We start from the raw sequence: 16,370 nt of genomic DNA, 5'->3' as shown, positions 1-16,370 counted from the left end.
GCACTCAGCGCAGGACTACTCAGCACGACCGTACCCCGCCCGGGACACAGGTGGCCGGGGCGGCACAGGCAGTGGAGGAGGAGACCCCCGCCCCCATGCGGCGCACCCTGAGGATGGTGTGGCGCGATGCCAGGCCCATGTGGCCGCTCCTGCTGGGCGGCATCGTCGCCCTCCTGGCCGAGGTCGGGTTCAGGGTGCTGGAGCCCTGGCCCCTCAAGATCGTCATCGACTCGGTGGTGTCCTCCCTGGGGACCGACACGGGCACGGCCCCGGTCGGCCTGCCGGGGCTGCTAGGGCTGGGCGCGCTGCAGGTCGCCGTGGTCTCCGCCAGGGCGTTGTGCAGCTACCTGGCCACCGTCGCCTTCGCCCTGGTGGGCTCGCGCACCGCCGCAGCCCTGCGCGTCCGGGTCTTCAGCCACGTGCAGGGACTGTCCCAGCAGTTCCACTCCCGCAACCGCAGCGCCGACACCGTCCAGCGCCTCATCGCCGACATCAACCGGATGCAGGAGGTAGCGGTCACAGCGGGCATGCCGCTGGCGGCCAACCTGCTCACCCTGGTGGTGATGCTGGTGGTCATGGTGGTGCTGGACCCGCTGCTGGCAGTCGTCGTCGTGCTGGCCGTAGGCGCCTTCGTCCTGGCGTCCTCCGGGACCTCCCGGCACATCACGTCCGCCTCCATGCGCTCACGCAAGGCTGAGGGCCACCTGGCCAACACCGCCCAGGAGGCGCTAGGGGCCATCAAGGTGGTCCAGTCCTACGGGCTGGAGCCCTTGATCCAGAAACGGTTCACCGGCGCCAACGCCAAGTCGCTCACGGAAGGGGTCCGCTCTCGTCGCATCGCCGCCAGGCTGGAGCGCACCACCGACGTCATCGTCGGGGTCGCCACGGCCGTGGTCATGGTTGGCGGCGGGATGAGGGTCCTGGCCGGGGCCATGTCGCCCGGGGACCTGGTGCTGTTCACCACCTACCTGCGTACCACCATGAAGCCCCTGCGGGACATGGCCAAGTACACCGGGCGCATCGCCCGGGCCGCAGCCTCCGGCGAGAGGGTGGCTACGCTGCTGGAGATCACCCCCGACATCGTCTCTGCCGAGCCGGGGCTGACTCCTGCCCGGGTGCGCGGCCTGATCCGCTTCTCAGCGGTGCGTGCCGCCTACGAGGGCACCGAGGTGCTCCACGGGGTGGACCTGACGGTGACTCCGGGCCAGCACGTCGTGCTGGTCGGCCCCTCAGGGTCGGGCAAGTCGACACTGACCTCCCTGGTCACCCGGGCCATGGACCCTGTCAGCGGGCAGGTCACCCTCGACGGGCACCCCCTGGAGGAGATCAACCTGGCCTACCTGCGCTCCCAGGTCTCCGTCCTCCACCAGGAGGCGGTCCTGCTGACCGGGTCGATCCGTGACAACATCCGCCTGGGCAGGCAGGACGCCACTGACGAGGAGGTCGAGGAGGCCGCGCGCGCGGCTCACGCCCACGACTTCATCACCCAGATGCCTGAGGGCTACGACACTGTCGTGGGCGAGCGGGGCGGGACGCTGTCGGGCGGCCAGCGCCAACGGGTGGCCATCGCCCGCGCCCTGCTGCGTAACTCCCCGGTCGTCATCCTCGACGAGGCGACCACCGGCCTGGACCCGGCCTCTACCACCCTGGTGCTCAACGCCATCGACCGGCTGGTCGAGGGCCGCACCACCCTGACCGTCACCCACGACCCGGAGGTCGCCATGCGGGCCGACCGGGTGGTGTGGGTCGAGGACGGGCACATCCGCCTGGCGGACAGGCCCAGCAGGCTTCTGAAGTCCTCCGAGGCCTTCCGTGCCTGGGCGTCGGCAGGAGGCACGCAGAGCCCACCACCTATGGCGCTGTCCGGACTCACTCAGGACGTGGAGAGGAACGCTGCCCACGACGCGTTGGACGGCATGGCGGAAGACGACGGAGACGACACAGCGGGGCACGACGCCGGGGACGGCACCGTAGACCCCAAGGACATAGACACCGAGGAGGCGGCGAAGAACGCGGTGACAGACCCGGCAAAGCACACGGAGGGCAGGCTGCGCCTGCACAGCAGGGAGGACGTGGCATGAGCGGGACGAGCACGTTTCCCTCCCCCTCCTCAGTACCCGTCTCCCCAGCACCTGTCTCCTGGGAGGACCTGCCCCCGGCCAGCTACCCACTCGACGGCGCCTGCCTGGGTGACACCTCGACTACCGGGGTCCTGGAGCGGGTCCTGGACGCCGACTGGCTCAGCGCGCGCACCGGTGCCCAGGTGCGCGCCGCCCACCTCAGGGTCAAGCCTGAGGTCTCGATGCTGATGTCCCTGGAGGACCGCCGGACAGGCCACGCAAGCGGCTGGGCGAGGATCCTGTGGCCCGTCTCCACCTCCAAGGCGCGCAAGACCCTGCGTCAGCTCGCCAGGACAGGCCGTAGCGCCACCACCTCCTGCCTGGGCGGCGGACTGGTCCTGCTGGTGGGCCAGGTGGCCGACGACCCCTGGCTCCTGCCCCACCTGGACCGTGCCCTGCACCATGGGGCGGTGGGCTCCTGGGAGCCTGATGACGTGCTGCGCTACAACCCGGCCCGTCGGCTGGTGGTCCGCCAGGAGCACACGGTGGCCCGGATACGTGCCGGGGAGGTGGACAAGGGCCTTCTGCTCGAGGAGGTCCACCGATTCGCGGGCAGTCTGGTCCCCGTCCCCAGGCTGGAGGAGGACCTGGGGCAGGCGGACCCCGGGCACGTCAGCGTCCAGCAGCGCTGCGGTCGCCAGGACCTCGCCGCCTCCAGCCAGCCGGGTGACCACTACCAGGCAGGGGCGCTCCTGGCCGCCCTGCACGCGGGCACCCCGCAACTACCCGCACGGTTGCGCCAGCGGCTGCCCGACGGGCACCCCAGCCCCGGTGACCTTGCCCGGGCGCACGCCAGCGTGCTGGAGGCCGTAGCCCCGGACCTGGCCGCGCGGGCCGTGTCCGTGGGCGCCGCGCTGCCCCGCCACCTGCCCGGGACACCTCTCCTGGTGCACGGCGACGCCTCCGCCGACCAGTTCCTGCACGACCCGTCCACCGGCCAGGTGTGGCTGACGGACTTTGACCGGGCACGCCTGGCACCTGCGGCCACCGACCTGGGTGCCTACCTGTCGGTGGCCCCGCCCGGGGTCTCGCAGGCCTTCCTGTCAGGCTATGCCCACGGCGGGGGCACGGTTCCCGGCAGGGAGGAGCTGGGCACAGCCCTCGCCCTGGCCCGCCTGTCCCGGCTGGCCGAGCCGCTGCACCAGGCGGCCCCCACGTGGCGCCAGGACATCGACGAGACGCTCACCTACCTGGAGGAGGCGTGCCCATGGAAGCGGTGACACCCGGGCAGGCAGGCACCCTGGAGCGCCTGCAGGCCGTCCCCGGGCTGCTGCGGGCCTGGCCGGGACGGGACGGGGCCGTCAGTATCGAGTGCCGCGACCAGGAGGAGCGCCTCAGAGCCGGCGAGCTGAGCGCCCAGGGAGAGGTCCACCTCCTCCCCTACGGCACGGACCCCGCGCTGCCCGCCCTGTCCCCCACGGCCCCGGGACGGCTCGTGGTGCACCGCTACGGCCGACGTGCCGTCACCATCGGCAGTGACAGCGTCCGCAAGGCGGTGCGGCGGGGCCGGGCCACGCCTCTGGCCAGCCCGGCGGGGGCGGGCGCCTTCGCCGCCACGGGACTACGCACCGCCCGGGTCCTGGGCTCCTCGCACTGCCACGTCGACCTGGAGCTGCTTCCCGGGCGCAGCCTGCGCGACCTTGGTGACGACGGCCTGGTCGGCTGGGAGCACCTGACGCAGGCCTGGGCCGCGCTGGCCCAGGTCAGGGCGAACCTTCCCGTCCACGGCCCCCGTCAGGAGGCCCAGGTGCTGCGCCGCTGGTTCGACCGGGCAGCCGGGCACGGCCTGCTGGAGCCCCTCCTTCCGGAGGGCACCAGCCTGTCACGCCTGGAGGAGGAGGTCGAGGTCACCTGTGCCGAGCTGGGGCAGGACCCGGGCGCAGTCATCGTCGCCCACCGCGACCTCCACGACGGTCAGGTCCTGTGGGACGGCACCGAGGCGTCGCTGCTGGACCTGGACACTCCCGCGCTTGCCGAGCCCGCCCTCGACCTGGGCAACCTCATGGCCCACCTCGAGCTGATGACCGTCCACGGCCGCCTGAGCCTGCACGGCCTCCAGGTGGTCAGCGGCCTCCTTGACGACCTGGCCCGCTCCCTTCCCACCAGCGCCTCTAGGCTGCGGGTGTACCGCCACGCCGCCGCCCTGCGCCTGGTCTTCGTCCATGCCTTCAGGCCTGCGGCCCACACCTGGCTTCCTGCCTGGGTGTCGCGCCGCCTGGAAGATACCCTGTCCATGTCACGTACCATTGATTGGAACTCATCATGCAGCTGTCAGTGATCGGATGCGGCTACCTCGGTGCCGTCCACGCCGCCGCCATGGCCTCCCTGGGCCACGACGTCCTGGGGATCGACACCGACCCCGAGCGGGTGGCTGCGCTGTCACGGGGCGAGGCCCCCTTCTACGAGCCGGGCCTGCCCGAGCTGCTGGCCTCCCAGGTGGAGGGCGGTCGCCTGCGCTTCACCGCCAGCCCCTCGCGGGAGGAGATGGCGGCCGTGGAGGTCCACTTCATCGCCGTGGGCACCCCCCAGTCCGCCGACGGGGGCCAGGCCGACCTGTCTCAGGTGCGCTCCGCCGTCGAGCTGCTGCGGTCTGTTCTTCCCGAGGGCCACGGGCCGCTGGTCGTCGGCAAGTCCACGGTCCCGGTGGGCACGGCCCATGAGGTCAGCGAGCGTCTGGCCGGGCGGGCGCGCACAGCCTGGAACCCAGAGTTCCTCCGAGAGGGCTTCGCCGTGAGGGACACCTTGCACCCTGACCGCATCGTTTACGGGCTTGCCGAGGAGCCCCAGGAGGCGCTGGAGTCCCAGCAGGTCCTTGACGCTGTCTACGCCCCTCTCCTGGCTGAGGGGATCCCGCGGATCCTCACCGACTACGCCACCGCCGAGCTGGTCAAGACTGCGGCGAACTCCTTCCTGGCCACCAAGATCAGCTTCATCAACGCGATGGCGGGGCTGTGCGAGGCAGCCGGGGCGGACGTCACTGTGCTGGCCCAGGCCATCGGCTACGACGCCCGCATCGGACACCGCTTCCTGCGGGCGGGCGTGGGATTCGGGGGAGGCTGCCTCCCTAAGGACATCAGGGCGCTGCAGGCCAGTGCCCGGGCACACGGCGCCGAGGGCCTGGCCAGCCTCCTGGAGACAGTGGACTCGGTCAACCAGGCCCAGCGGGAGCGGGTGGTGGCCCTGGCCCTGGAGCACGTGGGCGGGGACCTCAGCGAGGTACCCGTCACCATCCTGGGTGCGGCCTTCAAGCCGGACAGTGACGACGTACGCGACTCCCCCGCCCTGGACGTGGCCTCTCGCCTGTCAGACCTCGGGGCCGTGGTCACCGTCTGCGACCCCCACGCCCTGCCCGTGGTGGCACGTACCCACCCTCACGTCAGGCGTGAGGAGGACGTGTCCACGGCGCTGGAGGGGGCTGAGCTGGTCCTGCTGCTCACCGAGTGGGACCAGTTCGTGGAGCTCGACCCCGCCCTGGTGGCCGCGCACGTCGCCCGCCAGGTCGTCATCGACGCCCGTAATGCCCTGGACCCGGCCGCCTGGCGCGAGGCCGGGTGGCAGTACGTGGGAGTCGGGCGCTAGGGGGTGCTGAGCATGCGCCTGCCTCGCCGCCCAGGGGCTGGACACCCCCACCCCCCTGAGTGGGCGGGCGGTGAGGACGCCGGGAACCCCGCCAAGGAGCCCCAGGTTGTCGCGTCTGTCACCATCGGCACCCGGGTGATGGTCGCCATCGTCGTGGTGGCGGGAGTGGCCCTGGGGGTCTCCGGGCTCTTCGTGTGGTTGCTGGGCCAGAACAGCATCAGCAACGACGTCAACGCCCAGCTGGAGCGCAGCCGGGACAGGTTCAAGGAGCTGGTCGACCAGGGGGTGGACCCGGACACGGGGGCTCCTTTCTCCGAGCCCTCCCAGGCGGTCTACACCTACATCCAGCAGTCGGTCCTGGGGCCTGACGAGGCCGGGCTGGGCTTCGTCGGCTCCGAGCTGACGCTGCTGCCTCCCACCCAGGCAGCCTTCGCTCCCGAGAACGACCTGGAGCTGGTCCACCACCTGGAGTCCCACGTGACCGGCGACAAGGTGGTCATTGAGGAGGTCCGGACCTCCCAGGCGAGGTACCGCGTCATGGTCGCCCCGACCAGGACCGCGTCCGGCTCGGCGACAGGGGCGGCCCTGGTCCACGTGGTGGACCTGGACGCCGCCTACGCGGACCTGCGCCGCACCATGGTGATGTACGCAGCCAGCGCGGTCTTTACCGTGGCGCTCGTGGCGGCGCTGGCGTGGTTCGCCGTGGAGCGGCTGCTGCGGCCGATCGGCCAGCTGCGTGAGGCGACTGAGGCCATCGGTGAGAACGACCTGACCTCCCGCGTACCCGTGCGCGGGCGCGACGACCTGACCACGCTGGCTGTGGCCATCAACTGGATGCTGGACCGTGTCCAGCGCTCGGTCGAGGCCCAGCGCGACCTGCTTGACGACGTCGGCCACGAGCTGCGCACGCCCATCACCGTGGTCCGTGGCCACCTCGAGCTCCTCGACCCTGACGACGCCGAGGACGTCGCCCAGACCCGGGAGCTGGCCATCGACGAGGTGGACAGGATGGGCACCCTGGTCAACGACCTCCTCCTGCTGGCCGACGTGTCCGAGACCAACGTCATCAACCCCCAGCAGGTGGACGTCTCCGTCCTCACTCAGCAGGTCTTCGAGAAGGCTCAGGGCCTGGGGGACCGCCGCTGGCAGCTGGAGGAGGTCGCGGGCATCTGCTGCATGGTGGACCCGACCCGGATCACCCAGGCCTGGCTGCAGCTGGCGGCGAACGCTGTCAAGTACTCCGACCCCGGGTCCCGGGTGCGCCTGGGCTCCCGGGTGGACGGCTCCAGCCTGCTCATGTGGGTCAGGGACGAGGGCATCGGCATCGCGGAGGAGGACCTGCCCCTGGTGCGCAAGCGTTTTGGCCGCACTGCGGCGGCGGCGCAGAAGGCGTCGGGCACGGGGCTGGGCCTGAGCATCGTGGACAGCATCGCCGTGGCCCACCACGGCTGCCTGGAGATACGCTCCTTCCTGGGGCTGGGGTCCTTGTTCTCCCTGAGGATCCCCCTTCACACTATGACTGACCGCAGTGTGAGCCCAAGGGAGGACACAGACCGATGAGCACCATCCTGGTGGTCGAGGACGAGGCCCGGATCGCCTCCTTCCTCGCCAAGGGCCTCCGCGCAGCCGGCTACACCGCCCGGGTCACCGCCTCAGGGGCCGAGGCCCTGGAGGTGGTCCTCCAGGAGGACATCGACCTGGTGGTCCTCGACATCGGGCTGCCTGACATCGACGGGTTCGAGGTCCTGGAGCGCCTGCGGGGGCAGGGGGTGTCCACTCCCGTCATCATGCTCACGGCGCGCTCCTCCGTGGCGGACCGGGTCGCGGGCCTGGAGCGGGGGGCAGACGACTACATGCCCAAGCCGTTCTCCTTCGAGGAGCTCCTGGCGCGGGTACGGGTGCGCCTGCGCTCCGAGGCAGCCTCCGCCGAGCCTGCCGACCCGGTGAGGCTCACCCACAGGGACCTGGTGCTTGACCTGCGGGGCCGAACCATGGAGGTCGCCGGGGACACGGTAGAGTTGTCCGCCAGGGAGTTCGCGCTGGCGGAGACCTTCATGCGCCACCCGGGCCAGGTGCTCAGCCGCGAGCAGCTCCTCAGCACCGTGTGGGGGTATGACTTTGACCCAGGCTCCAACGTGGTGGAGGTCTACGTGTCCTACCTGCGCAGCAAGCTCGGCAAGGAGCGGGTCCAGACCGTGCGCGGCATGGGCTACCGGCTGGCGTAGGCGGGGGCAGTGAGTGCCGACTGAGTGCCGACTGAGTGCCGACAGAGTGCCAACAGAGCCTGTCAGGTGGTGAGGTCCAGCGCCGCAAGCACCTGCCTGTGGTGCCTCACGGTCTCGATCCAGCCCCGGCCCCAGCCCCCAGCGCCCCGCTGGGGGCCTCTGCCCGTACCTGGTGCCCAGGACGGGAGGGAAGAGACAGGAAATCGTGAGTAACGGTTGCGTAGCGATATAACAATGGCGTAGCGTCACCGGCATGGAGTCACCTCTCTTCCTCGACGGTCAGCAGCCACCCCCCGTAGGAGCAGCGGGCAGGCCGGTGCCACCGGTCCTCTACCTGCCCTCCACCGGCCAGACGACCAACTGGGGCACCGATGTTGAGATGCGTCAGACCAAGGACGGCCGTGTGGCGCTACTGGCCTACACGGCGCTGGACCGCCTCGCCCAGTGCATGGGGCCGCACCAGCCCTGGGTGCTGTGCCGTACCGACAGGCTGCACGAGCTGGAAGCCACCCAGCCCTATGACGTCATCTACCTGGACATGGAGATGCCTCGCGAGCTGTGGCGGCAGGCGCCGCCCCAGGCGCCCAGCACGGAGGAGGCCCTGCGGTGAGCAGCCAGCTGGAGATCGACTACGCCGCAGCCAGCCAGGTGGCCAGGTCCTTTGACAACGCGCAGGACAGCCTGGAGGCCAACGCCGCGACCATGCCCTCCTCAGTCAACGGTGGGGAGGGTACCGGCTACATCGCCTACGCGCTCACGCTCTTTGCTGAGGCGGCGGGGACCTTCGGGCAGGCGGCAGCCCACGGTGCCAGCAGCACGCGCACGGGCGTGGACCTGGTCTCCGGGGTTGATGAGGACGTCGCCGCCGACCTGAGGGCGCTGGCGCAGGAGGTGTCCGGTGACTGACACGAGTGTGTGCGTGGCCACGATCGACACGGAGATCGACGCCAGCGCGCAGGAGGTCCACTCTGCGGCGGACTGGCTGGAGAAGCTCCAGACGGGCTTCAGTGACGCCGACACCGACCTGTGCGACTCCTCCACCTACTGGACGGAGATCTCCGGCGAGTTCGGCCAGGCCGTGGAGGACTACGCGACAGAGCTGTCCTCCGCCTGTGACAGTGCCAGTGACGAGCTGGGCACCTTCATCGACGTCATCCACTCCTGGGGCGACCAGATCACCTGGCGCAAGGAGGACATGGCGGGCTACCGCGACGAGGCCACCCAGGGCGGCCTGACGGTCAGCGGCATGCTGATCGAGGCCCCCTACCCAGTGGGCTCCCCGGGAGAGCTGGCCAAGGACGCCACAGCCGCGCAGAAGACGCAGTGGGAGGCGGACAACACCGCCTATGAGGCCTACCTGAAGAAGGTCGAGCTCTTCAACAGGCTCTCCGGTGACGTGCAGGACGTGCGCGACAAGCTCACCACCTGGGCGGAGACCAACATGGTGGTCAGCGGGGAGTCGCCCCTCTTCGAGGTGGCCATGGAGGCCCTGTCGCAGACCGCGTCCCAGGTGGCGCAGAACGGGATCGAGAACGCCTACCTGGGTGCGGCCTACTACTCCCTGGTCAAGAAGGCCACCCCAGGAGCCACCGCCCGGGCGGCGGCAGCCTCGGGTAACCCGAAGGTACAGGCGGGGAAACAAGCCCCCAAGTCGGACAACGTGGCCCGGAGGGCTCAGGCCTCGGCCGCCTCCAAGATGGGACCCGTAGCCACGGCCGCCTCCCGGGCGGCCACGGCAGGCGGGGTCGTCCTGTCCCTGGCCATGTCCGGCTGGGAGATCTCCCAGGGCGACTCCCCCAGCTCCGTGGCGGTGAAGACCGTTGCAGGAGCAGCGGGAGGAGCTGCAGCAGTAGCGGCGGTAGGTGCAGTGGCGACAGCCTTGACCCTGACGACGGCTCCCGCCTGGCTGCTAGCCGCAGCAGCCATTGCAGGTGGCACTGTTGCTGGCATCGGTGCGAGGTGGGCCTATGAGAGCCTGGTGCCCCTGCGCACGCGGGAGAAGATTGACGAGGGCCTCAGGGACGCGGGGAGCTGGGTCTCGGACAAGGCCACCTCGGCCTGGCGCCATGTCTTCGGCTAGCAGGCGGGGCCAGCCCACCGCCCGGCCAGCACCCCCAGTATCTTCCCGTGCGCGCCGTCTGGAGCACCCCTGGAGGGGAATGTGCCTCGCCTAGGTCTGAGACGGGCCAGGAGGTCTCGCCCCCGGAGCAGGGGCTGGGGCTGGAACACACTGGTCCCACCGGAGAAGGCCGACCGGGGCAGGAGACGAGGAGTTCCGTTTATTGCCACCCTTGCCGTGCTGACGGCGGCGGCGACGGTCCTGACGTCTGCCGGGGCGATGTACGGCATGGTCGTCTTCTTCGCCTTCATGACCCTGCTCATGATCGGGGCGACTGTGGCCCAGTGGCGGGTGCTGGTGGCCCTGTCACGCTGGCCGGACCTGTGGTCCTGGGACCCCGCCAGGCGCTGCGTGGTCCTGACACCCCCGCGCGAGATGGTCTGGTGGGAGGTCGGCCTGTCCCTGGCTATCACCGTCCTGGCCCCGCCGGTCGCCGTCGTGGTCTTCTCCCTCCAGCCCCTGGACTCCTCCATTGCCGTGGGCGGGCTGGGCGCCCTGGGCATGTACACCGGCGCCGAGACGTTCTCACACCTGCGTCATGGCCGTCCCCGCCCCCAGGAGGTCGCTCTGACCCGCAGGGGCATGGAGCTGACCCACGTCAACGGCCAGACCCTCCTCCTGCCCTGGGGGCACCGCCCCCGCCTCACCGGAGTCCAGCGCAGCCACGTGCTCCTGACCGCCCGAGGCCAGGACCACAGGTTCTCTCATGTCTACCTGCCTATCGGGATGCGCCAGCTCGACCGTCTGCTGGCCACCTACCAGCCCGCCCGCAACCGCACCCTCCTGGACCAGCCCCAGGCCCTGGCCCACGTCCTAGCCACCCTCCAGCCCACCCCCGACGAGCTCGCCGACACCCCCTGGATGTGGCAGCACACCCCACAACCACCCAGCCCACCCCTCCCAGACGCACCAGCCCCCAGGAGCCCACGCCCACAGGGCAGGGAGTGGATCCCGTGGCTCCCACCAGACAGGACCGACCAGAGGAGAAGACGCGGCGGACCGGTGCGCGCTGCCCTCGCCCTGGCGGCCTCGGTGGCAGCCGTCCTGGCACTACGCGCCGCCATGCCCGGCACGGCAGCCCTCCTTGCCGTCACGTCCCTGGTCCTGGTCTCCCTGGCACTGGCCCGGTGGCGACTGGTGGCGGCCCTGTCACGGTGGCGCAGCCTGTGGCACTGGGACGAGCGGCGACGCTGCGTGGTCATGACACCCCCGCGTGAGATGGCCTGGTGGGAGGCCTGCCTGCCCGCAACCATCACCGTGCTGGCACTGCTCATGAGCGTCCTCATGCGCACTGTCCAGGAACCGGGGGCGTCCCTCGTCGTGAACGCGCTGGGCGCCCTGAGCCTGTACACCGGTGCCGAGACACTCGCGCGCCTGGGTCCCGGCCTGCCCCGCCCCCAGGAGGTCGCCCTGACCCGCAAGGGCATGGAGCTGACCCACGTCAACGGCCAGACCCACCTCCTGCCCTGGGACCACGAGCCCCAGCTTGTCGGCGTACGCCTGGGCCTGGCACTCCTGGCCACACGCGGCCAGGAGCACGGTCTGCCCGTCAGCCACCTCCCCCTCAGCATGCGCCAGCTCGACCGCCTGATCACCACCTACCGGCGCCCCCGCAACCGCGCCCCCCTGGACCAGCCCCGGGAGGCGCTGACCCACGTCCTGGCCACCCTGGAACCCACCCCCGACGAGCTCTCCGACACCCCCTGGATGTGGCGCAACAACTGCACCGCACCTTCCGCGACATGACGGCGCGACACCCACCCACGGCAGGGCAGCCAGACACGAGAGGTGCGGCCGGGCGCTCAGTCACACCAACTGCTAGCCCATGCCCCGCTGGTGGTACGGGGATGGGGAGGGGGGCCGCTCACCGGTGGGTGGTGGGCGGCCCCCTCCTTGGTGTGGGGCTCAGTACCGTTGCCAGGGTGTCTGGGTCACGGTCCTGGGCCCGCAGGTGGTCGCGCGGTCGTCCTCACAGGGCGGGCGTCACGACCGGCGGCGGCGCAGGAGCGCGACCCCTCCGGCAATTGCTGCCAGGGCGACGGCGACCGGGAGCAGGACCGTGGCACCAGTCCTGGCCAGGGACCCCGTGGGACGGGCCGGTGAGGTCGTCCGGGGCTCATCCGAGCCGGTGGCTGGGCCACCCGCCGCTGCTGAGGGGGCCGGGCTGGGTGAGGCCGACGAGCCGTCCCGACCATTCTGCCCGTCCCGACCATTCTGGCCGTCCTGGCCGTCCCGGCCGTCCTGACCATTCTGGCCGCCCTGACCATTCTGGCCGTCCTGACCATTCTGGCCATTCTGGTCGTCCTGGCCGTCCTGGCCGTCCTGACCGTCCTGGCCGTCCTGACCATTCTGGCCGTCCTGACCGTCCTGGCCGGTTGGCTGTGTGGTCGGCTCGCTGGTGGGCTCCTGCGAGGGGGGAGTCGTCTCGTCACCCGGGCTGGGCTCCGGGTCTGCCTGCTTGGTGTAGGTGTTGGTCATGTTGACCACGCCGGGGGTGTCGGTGGAGTCCACGGTGACCTTCTGGTCCTGTGGGGCCTGCAGGTCGTAGCCCTCGATGGCCGCGGCGTCGGTGTCCTCCCAGACCGTGCACTGGCTGCCCAGGGCGATGCTGGCCCCGGCGTCCACGGCCTGTCCGTCGGCCCTGGCCACCAGGCTGCCCTGGGAGCCGTCGTCACAGGTGTAGGAGAAGGAGAACTCCTTGCCCTCGACCTCCTCGTCGGCCCCGGTGGCGGCCTTGGTGACCGTGAGGCTGCCGGTGTCAGGGGTGTAGGTGTTGGTGAAGGAGGTGGCCGCCACCTGACCCTGCTCCGAGATCGAGACCGTCTGGGGCCCGGGCGCGGCCAGGTCGTAGCCCTCGACCTGGGCCGAGCCCTCGACCTCGGTGACGGTGCACTCAGTACCCACCGCGAAGCTCTGCCCGGCCTGGACGGCCTGGCCACCAGCCCTGACACCCAGGCTGCCCTGGGAGCCGTCGGTGCAGGTGTAGGAGAAGGAGACCTCCCGCTCACCCAGCCCGTCACCCTCGGCCAGCCCCTCGGTGGTCTTGGCCACCGAGAAGGTGCCCCGGTGGGCGGTGTAGGTGTTGGTGACCTCCACCGCCACAGCAGCCCCCTCGGTCACGGTCACCGTGGCCTGGTCAGCCTCCCCCTGGGTGGCCTGGCCGTCCACGGTGACCGTGGTGGCCAGGTCGGCCCCGCCCACCGAGGCGTCACGCTCGGTGACCACGCACTCACCCACGGGCACCTCCACGCCCACGACCTCCCCGCCCCTGAGGGCCACCTCACCAGAAGGGTTGGTACCGTCATCGGTGGTGCAGGCGTAGTCAAAGACGAACTCCTCCGGCGCAGCGGCGGAGGCGTCACCCTCCACCGTCTTGGCCACCTGGAAGCCGCCCCTCTGCTGGGCGTAGGTGTTGGTCACCACCACCTCGGAGACAGCGTCCTTGGCGATGACGAAGGAGGAGCCCACCTGGCCGTCCACGCTCGTGCTGGCCGCCAGGGCGTAGCCAGCCCGGGAGGCGTCCTCCTCGCTCACCACGCACTGGGTGCCCACCGGCAGGACCGGGCCGGCCACGGAGGAGCCGCCAGTGACGCTGAGCGTGTCGGCGCTGGTGGACCCGTCAGGCAGCACGCACTGGTAGGCCACCAAGAACGTGGCGCCCCCGAAGTCACCGTCACCAGCCACAGACTTGGCCACCGAGAAGGTCCCCGTGTCCTGGGAGTAGGTGTTGGTGGCGGTCACGGGCGTGTCCTCGCCCTTGACGACAGTCACCTGGCCGCTGGACAGCCCCGACTCCACGGAGTAGCCCTGCCTGGCGGCGGAGTCAGCCTGCTCGCTCACCTCGCACTGGGCGCCTGCGGGCAGCTCAGGCGATGTCACCGCGGTCCCGTCGGCCGGGACCTGGAGGGTGCCGCTCTCACCCGTGGAGCAGGTGTAGTCGAAGGCGAAGGTGTCACCGGAGAAGTCACCGTCACCAGCCACGGACTTGGCCACCGAGAAGGTGCCCTCCTCCCTGGTGTAGGTGTTGACCGCAGTCACAGCCACAGGAGCGTCCTGGGAGATGGTCACCGTCGAGGCCGACAGCTCGCTCTCCAGGGAGTAGCCCTGCCTGGCAGCAGAGTCCGCGTCCTCACTGATCTCACAGACAGCACCCTCAGCAACCTCAGGACTGCTCACCGCACGACCAGTGCCATAGACCTCCAGCCTGCCCTCACTACCATCAGAGCAGACATAGTCAAAAGCAAACTTCTCCAGGGCGAAGTCACCCTCACCAGCCACCGTCTTAGCCACCGTGAAAGTACCCGTGCGGGGCGTGTAGGTGTTGGTGAACTCAGCCCGGGCCACGCTGGTGGTCCCAGCAGTGACACGCACACGCTGGGACAGGGGGGCCTCCAGGTCGTAGCCACTGACCTCAGCACCCTCAGTGGACTCCGCGATGGTGCAGGTGGTGCCGACCTCGAAGGAGTCGGTGGCGCGCACCGGGGTGCCGTCACCCTTGGCTGTCAGGGCACCCTCGGTGCCGTCGGAGCAGGTGTAGGTGAAGGAGTAGTCCTTGGACTCCGCGCCCGGGGCACCGTCAACGGTCTTGACGACCTCGAAGGTGGACGGCTCGGCCCTGACCTGGTTGGTCAGCGAGGCACCCACGACCTGCTGGTCAGCGATCGTCAAGGTGGTGGTGGGCACACCACCCACCACGAACAGGCCCTCACCCCAGCTGTAGCCCTCAGGCAGGACCACCGACGGGGCGGCCTCGCTCAAGGTGACCACAGTCCCCGCCGGGAAGGTCACCGACGGGTTCGGCCCCACGAAGACGTTCTTACGCCCCATGACCACCTCAAAGGAGGCAGTCCCCCCGGTCTGGTCCGCGTTGAGGGTCCCCGGCGGCTCCCACTCCGGGTAGGTCGACCGCGTCGCGCCCTCAGGCAGCTGGTAGCTCAGGTTGACCGTGAAGGTGGAGCCCGCAGGCACCTGGTCAGAAGCCGGACCGGTCACGTACTTGTCCAGGGAGAAGGTCCCATAGCCCGCCTGCATATTGACCGTCAGGGAGAAGGAGTCCAGGAAGGACTTGGTCGCGTCACGCTCAAAGCTGGTGCCGTCAATAGACGCGTAGTTCTCATAGACGAACCCGGGCACAGCCTTGCCGTCCTCAGTCGTGGCCCTGGACTCGTAGATCACCCGGTAGTTAGTCTGGGGAGCGAACGGGCCGGTCAGCACAATCCGGGCGCTCTGGCCGGAGTCCGCCTCCTCACTGTAGGTCACCTTGATGCTGAACTCACCCATGTCAGTGACCCGCGAGCCCTCCGCAGCACTGGCCAGGACCACCTCGGCTGTCTGCGGGTTCGGCTCGTCGGCAGAGTTGTGCCGGGTGAGGCGCCACCGACTCAGGTCCTCAGGGTAGGTCTGTCCTGGCCCTATGACGTCAGTGAGCTCGATCTCGTGAACGGTCCGGCCGTCAAAGGTCACGTCCACCCCGTTCCTGGCGTACTCTGGCTGGAGCCTGTCAGTGCTGAAGATAATGCTCCAGGTCACCCCCGTCGACTGCTCAGACATAGCGTTGGCACCCTTGAGCAGGGTCTCAGGCGTGTACCTCCGCCCCCGAACCCCAATACCACCCTCACCAGGCAGGTCCACCATGACGGTCTCGGAGCCGTTGACAGTGAAGGACAGCTCCTCCTGCGTGGTCGCCTTGGCCGCGTACACCTGGATCTTGCCAGACCCCGACGGCTGTTTGTACCCCTGCCCGATAAGCCTGGGCAGCACCTCGTTAAAGGTACAGACCATGCTGGCCTGACCAATGACACAAGTGCCGACCTCCGTCTCCACCCCATCAACAAAGTGGGTGAAGGCACGCGTCTGGGGAACCCGGAACCTGAGCTCCTCAGGCAGGTCGATGGAGAATGAGTCCCCGTCCTTGAGATCAGCGCCACCAGCGTCCCAGTCAAAGGTCAGCAGCGCGATGGACTCAGTCTCCATCCTTCCAGACAGCGGGTTCTCCGCAGAGTCCGTCTTGACCAGCGCCAGGTTAGTGACCTTGATACCTGTGTTGACATCAGCATGCGCAGGCGCAGGCGCCAGGACCGGCACCACCACGGCCACCACCATGACCAGCAGGACCAAACAGGCACCAGCACGGACGGCCCCCCCACAGGACACAGCCGCACGGACGGCAATAGACTTCATAGACAAGACCTTTTCGAGACCAAGCACGCCCGCGACGCCGCAGGCACCGGACAACCAACAGTATTGACGCCCCAGCAAAGACCGCAACCACTCAACACCAAAAAGAAGACACTTTTACAGAACCGATACACAGCCAGTGGTCGGCGC

The 16,370-nt window shown here is 69.8% G+C and carries 11 protein-coding genes; 10 read left to right on the top strand and 1 reads right to left on the bottom strand.

Annotation, left to right across the window (positions count from 1 at the left end; all coding sequences use genetic code 11):
* Nucleotides 1-95 precede the first annotated feature (95 nt).
* The 10 genes from CWS50_RS04535 to CWS50_RS04490 all read left to right on the top strand — a co-directional run bounded on the left by CWS50_RS04535 (nucleotide 96) and on the right by CWS50_RS04490 (nucleotide 11,789).
* A complete protein-coding gene (locus tag CWS50_RS04535; protein WP_127843247.1) occupies nucleotides 96-2,081 on the top strand; it encodes an ABC transporter ATP-binding protein in 1,986 nt (661 codons plus the stop codon).
* Complete coding sequence (locus CWS50_RS04530; protein WP_127841826.1) at nucleotides 2,078-3,340, top strand: aminoglycoside phosphotransferase family protein; 1,263 nt, start codon at nucleotides 2,078-2,080, stop codon at nucleotides 3,338-3,340. Before CWS50_RS04535 ends, CWS50_RS04530 begins: the two co-directional genes overlap by 4 nt.
* Nucleotides 3,328-4,398, top strand: a complete 1,071-nt coding sequence (locus CWS50_RS04525; RefSeq protein WP_127841825.1) for a phosphotransferase — start codon at nucleotides 3,328-3,330, stop codon at nucleotides 4,396-4,398. Before CWS50_RS04530 ends, CWS50_RS04525 begins: the two co-directional genes overlap by 13 nt.
* A complete protein-coding gene (locus CWS50_RS04520; protein ID WP_127841824.1) occupies nucleotides 4,383-5,699 on the top strand; it encodes a UDP-glucose dehydrogenase family protein in 1,317 nt (438 codons plus the stop codon). The genes CWS50_RS04525 and CWS50_RS04520 overlap by 16 nt, the downstream gene beginning before the upstream one ends.
* Nucleotides 5,700-5,711: 12 nt before the next feature.
* Entirely contained in the window at nucleotides 5,712-7,259 is a 1,548-nt protein-coding gene (locus CWS50_RS04515) for a sensor histidine kinase (protein WP_127841823.1), read from the top strand.
* Entirely contained in the window at nucleotides 7,256-7,924 is a 669-nt protein-coding gene (locus tag CWS50_RS04510) for a response regulator transcription factor (protein WP_127841822.1), read from the top strand. The genes CWS50_RS04515 and CWS50_RS04510 overlap by 4 nt, the downstream gene beginning before the upstream one ends.
* A gap of 253 nt (nucleotides 7,925-8,177) precedes the next feature.
* Nucleotides 8,178-8,534, top strand: a complete 357-nt coding sequence (locus CWS50_RS13435) for an SAV_915 family protein (RefSeq protein WP_243118463.1) — start codon at nucleotides 8,178-8,180, stop codon at nucleotides 8,532-8,534.
* The gene (locus CWS50_RS04500) at nucleotides 8,531-8,830 is read left to right on the top strand and encodes a hypothetical protein (protein ID WP_127841821.1); all 300 of its coding nucleotides are present in this window, start codon (nucleotides 8,531-8,533) and stop codon (nucleotides 8,828-8,830) included. Before CWS50_RS13435 ends, CWS50_RS04500 begins: the two co-directional genes overlap by 4 nt.
* Entirely contained in the window at nucleotides 8,823-10,004 is a 1,182-nt protein-coding gene (locus tag CWS50_RS12900; protein ID WP_164860075.1) for a hypothetical protein, read from the top strand. Before CWS50_RS04500 ends, CWS50_RS12900 begins: the two co-directional genes overlap by 8 nt.
* Nucleotides 10,005-10,085: 81 nt before the next feature.
* A complete protein-coding gene (locus CWS50_RS04490) occupies nucleotides 10,086-11,789 on the top strand; it encodes a hypothetical protein (protein ID WP_127841820.1) in 1,704 nt (567 codons plus the stop codon).
* A 237-nt stretch (nucleotides 11,790-12,026) separates the two neighbouring features.
* Here the strand turns inward: CWS50_RS04490 and CWS50_RS04485 are convergent, their stop codons facing one another.
* Nucleotides 12,027-16,223 (bottom strand): DUF5979 domain-containing protein, encoded by a 4,197-nt coding sequence (locus CWS50_RS04485; protein ID WP_127841819.1) that lies wholly within the window; start codon nucleotides 16,221-16,223, stop codon nucleotides 12,027-12,029.
* Between the last annotated feature and the right edge of the window lie 147 nt (nucleotides 16,224-16,370).

It is taken from the genome of Actinomyces wuliandei (assembly GCF_004010955.1).
Lineage (GTDB): Bacteria > Actinomycetota > Actinomycetes > Actinomycetales > Actinomycetaceae > Actinomyces > Actinomyces wuliandei.
The sequence above is the reverse complement of the archived record's forward strand: the minus strand, read 5'-3'. Positions and strand labels throughout refer to the sequence as shown.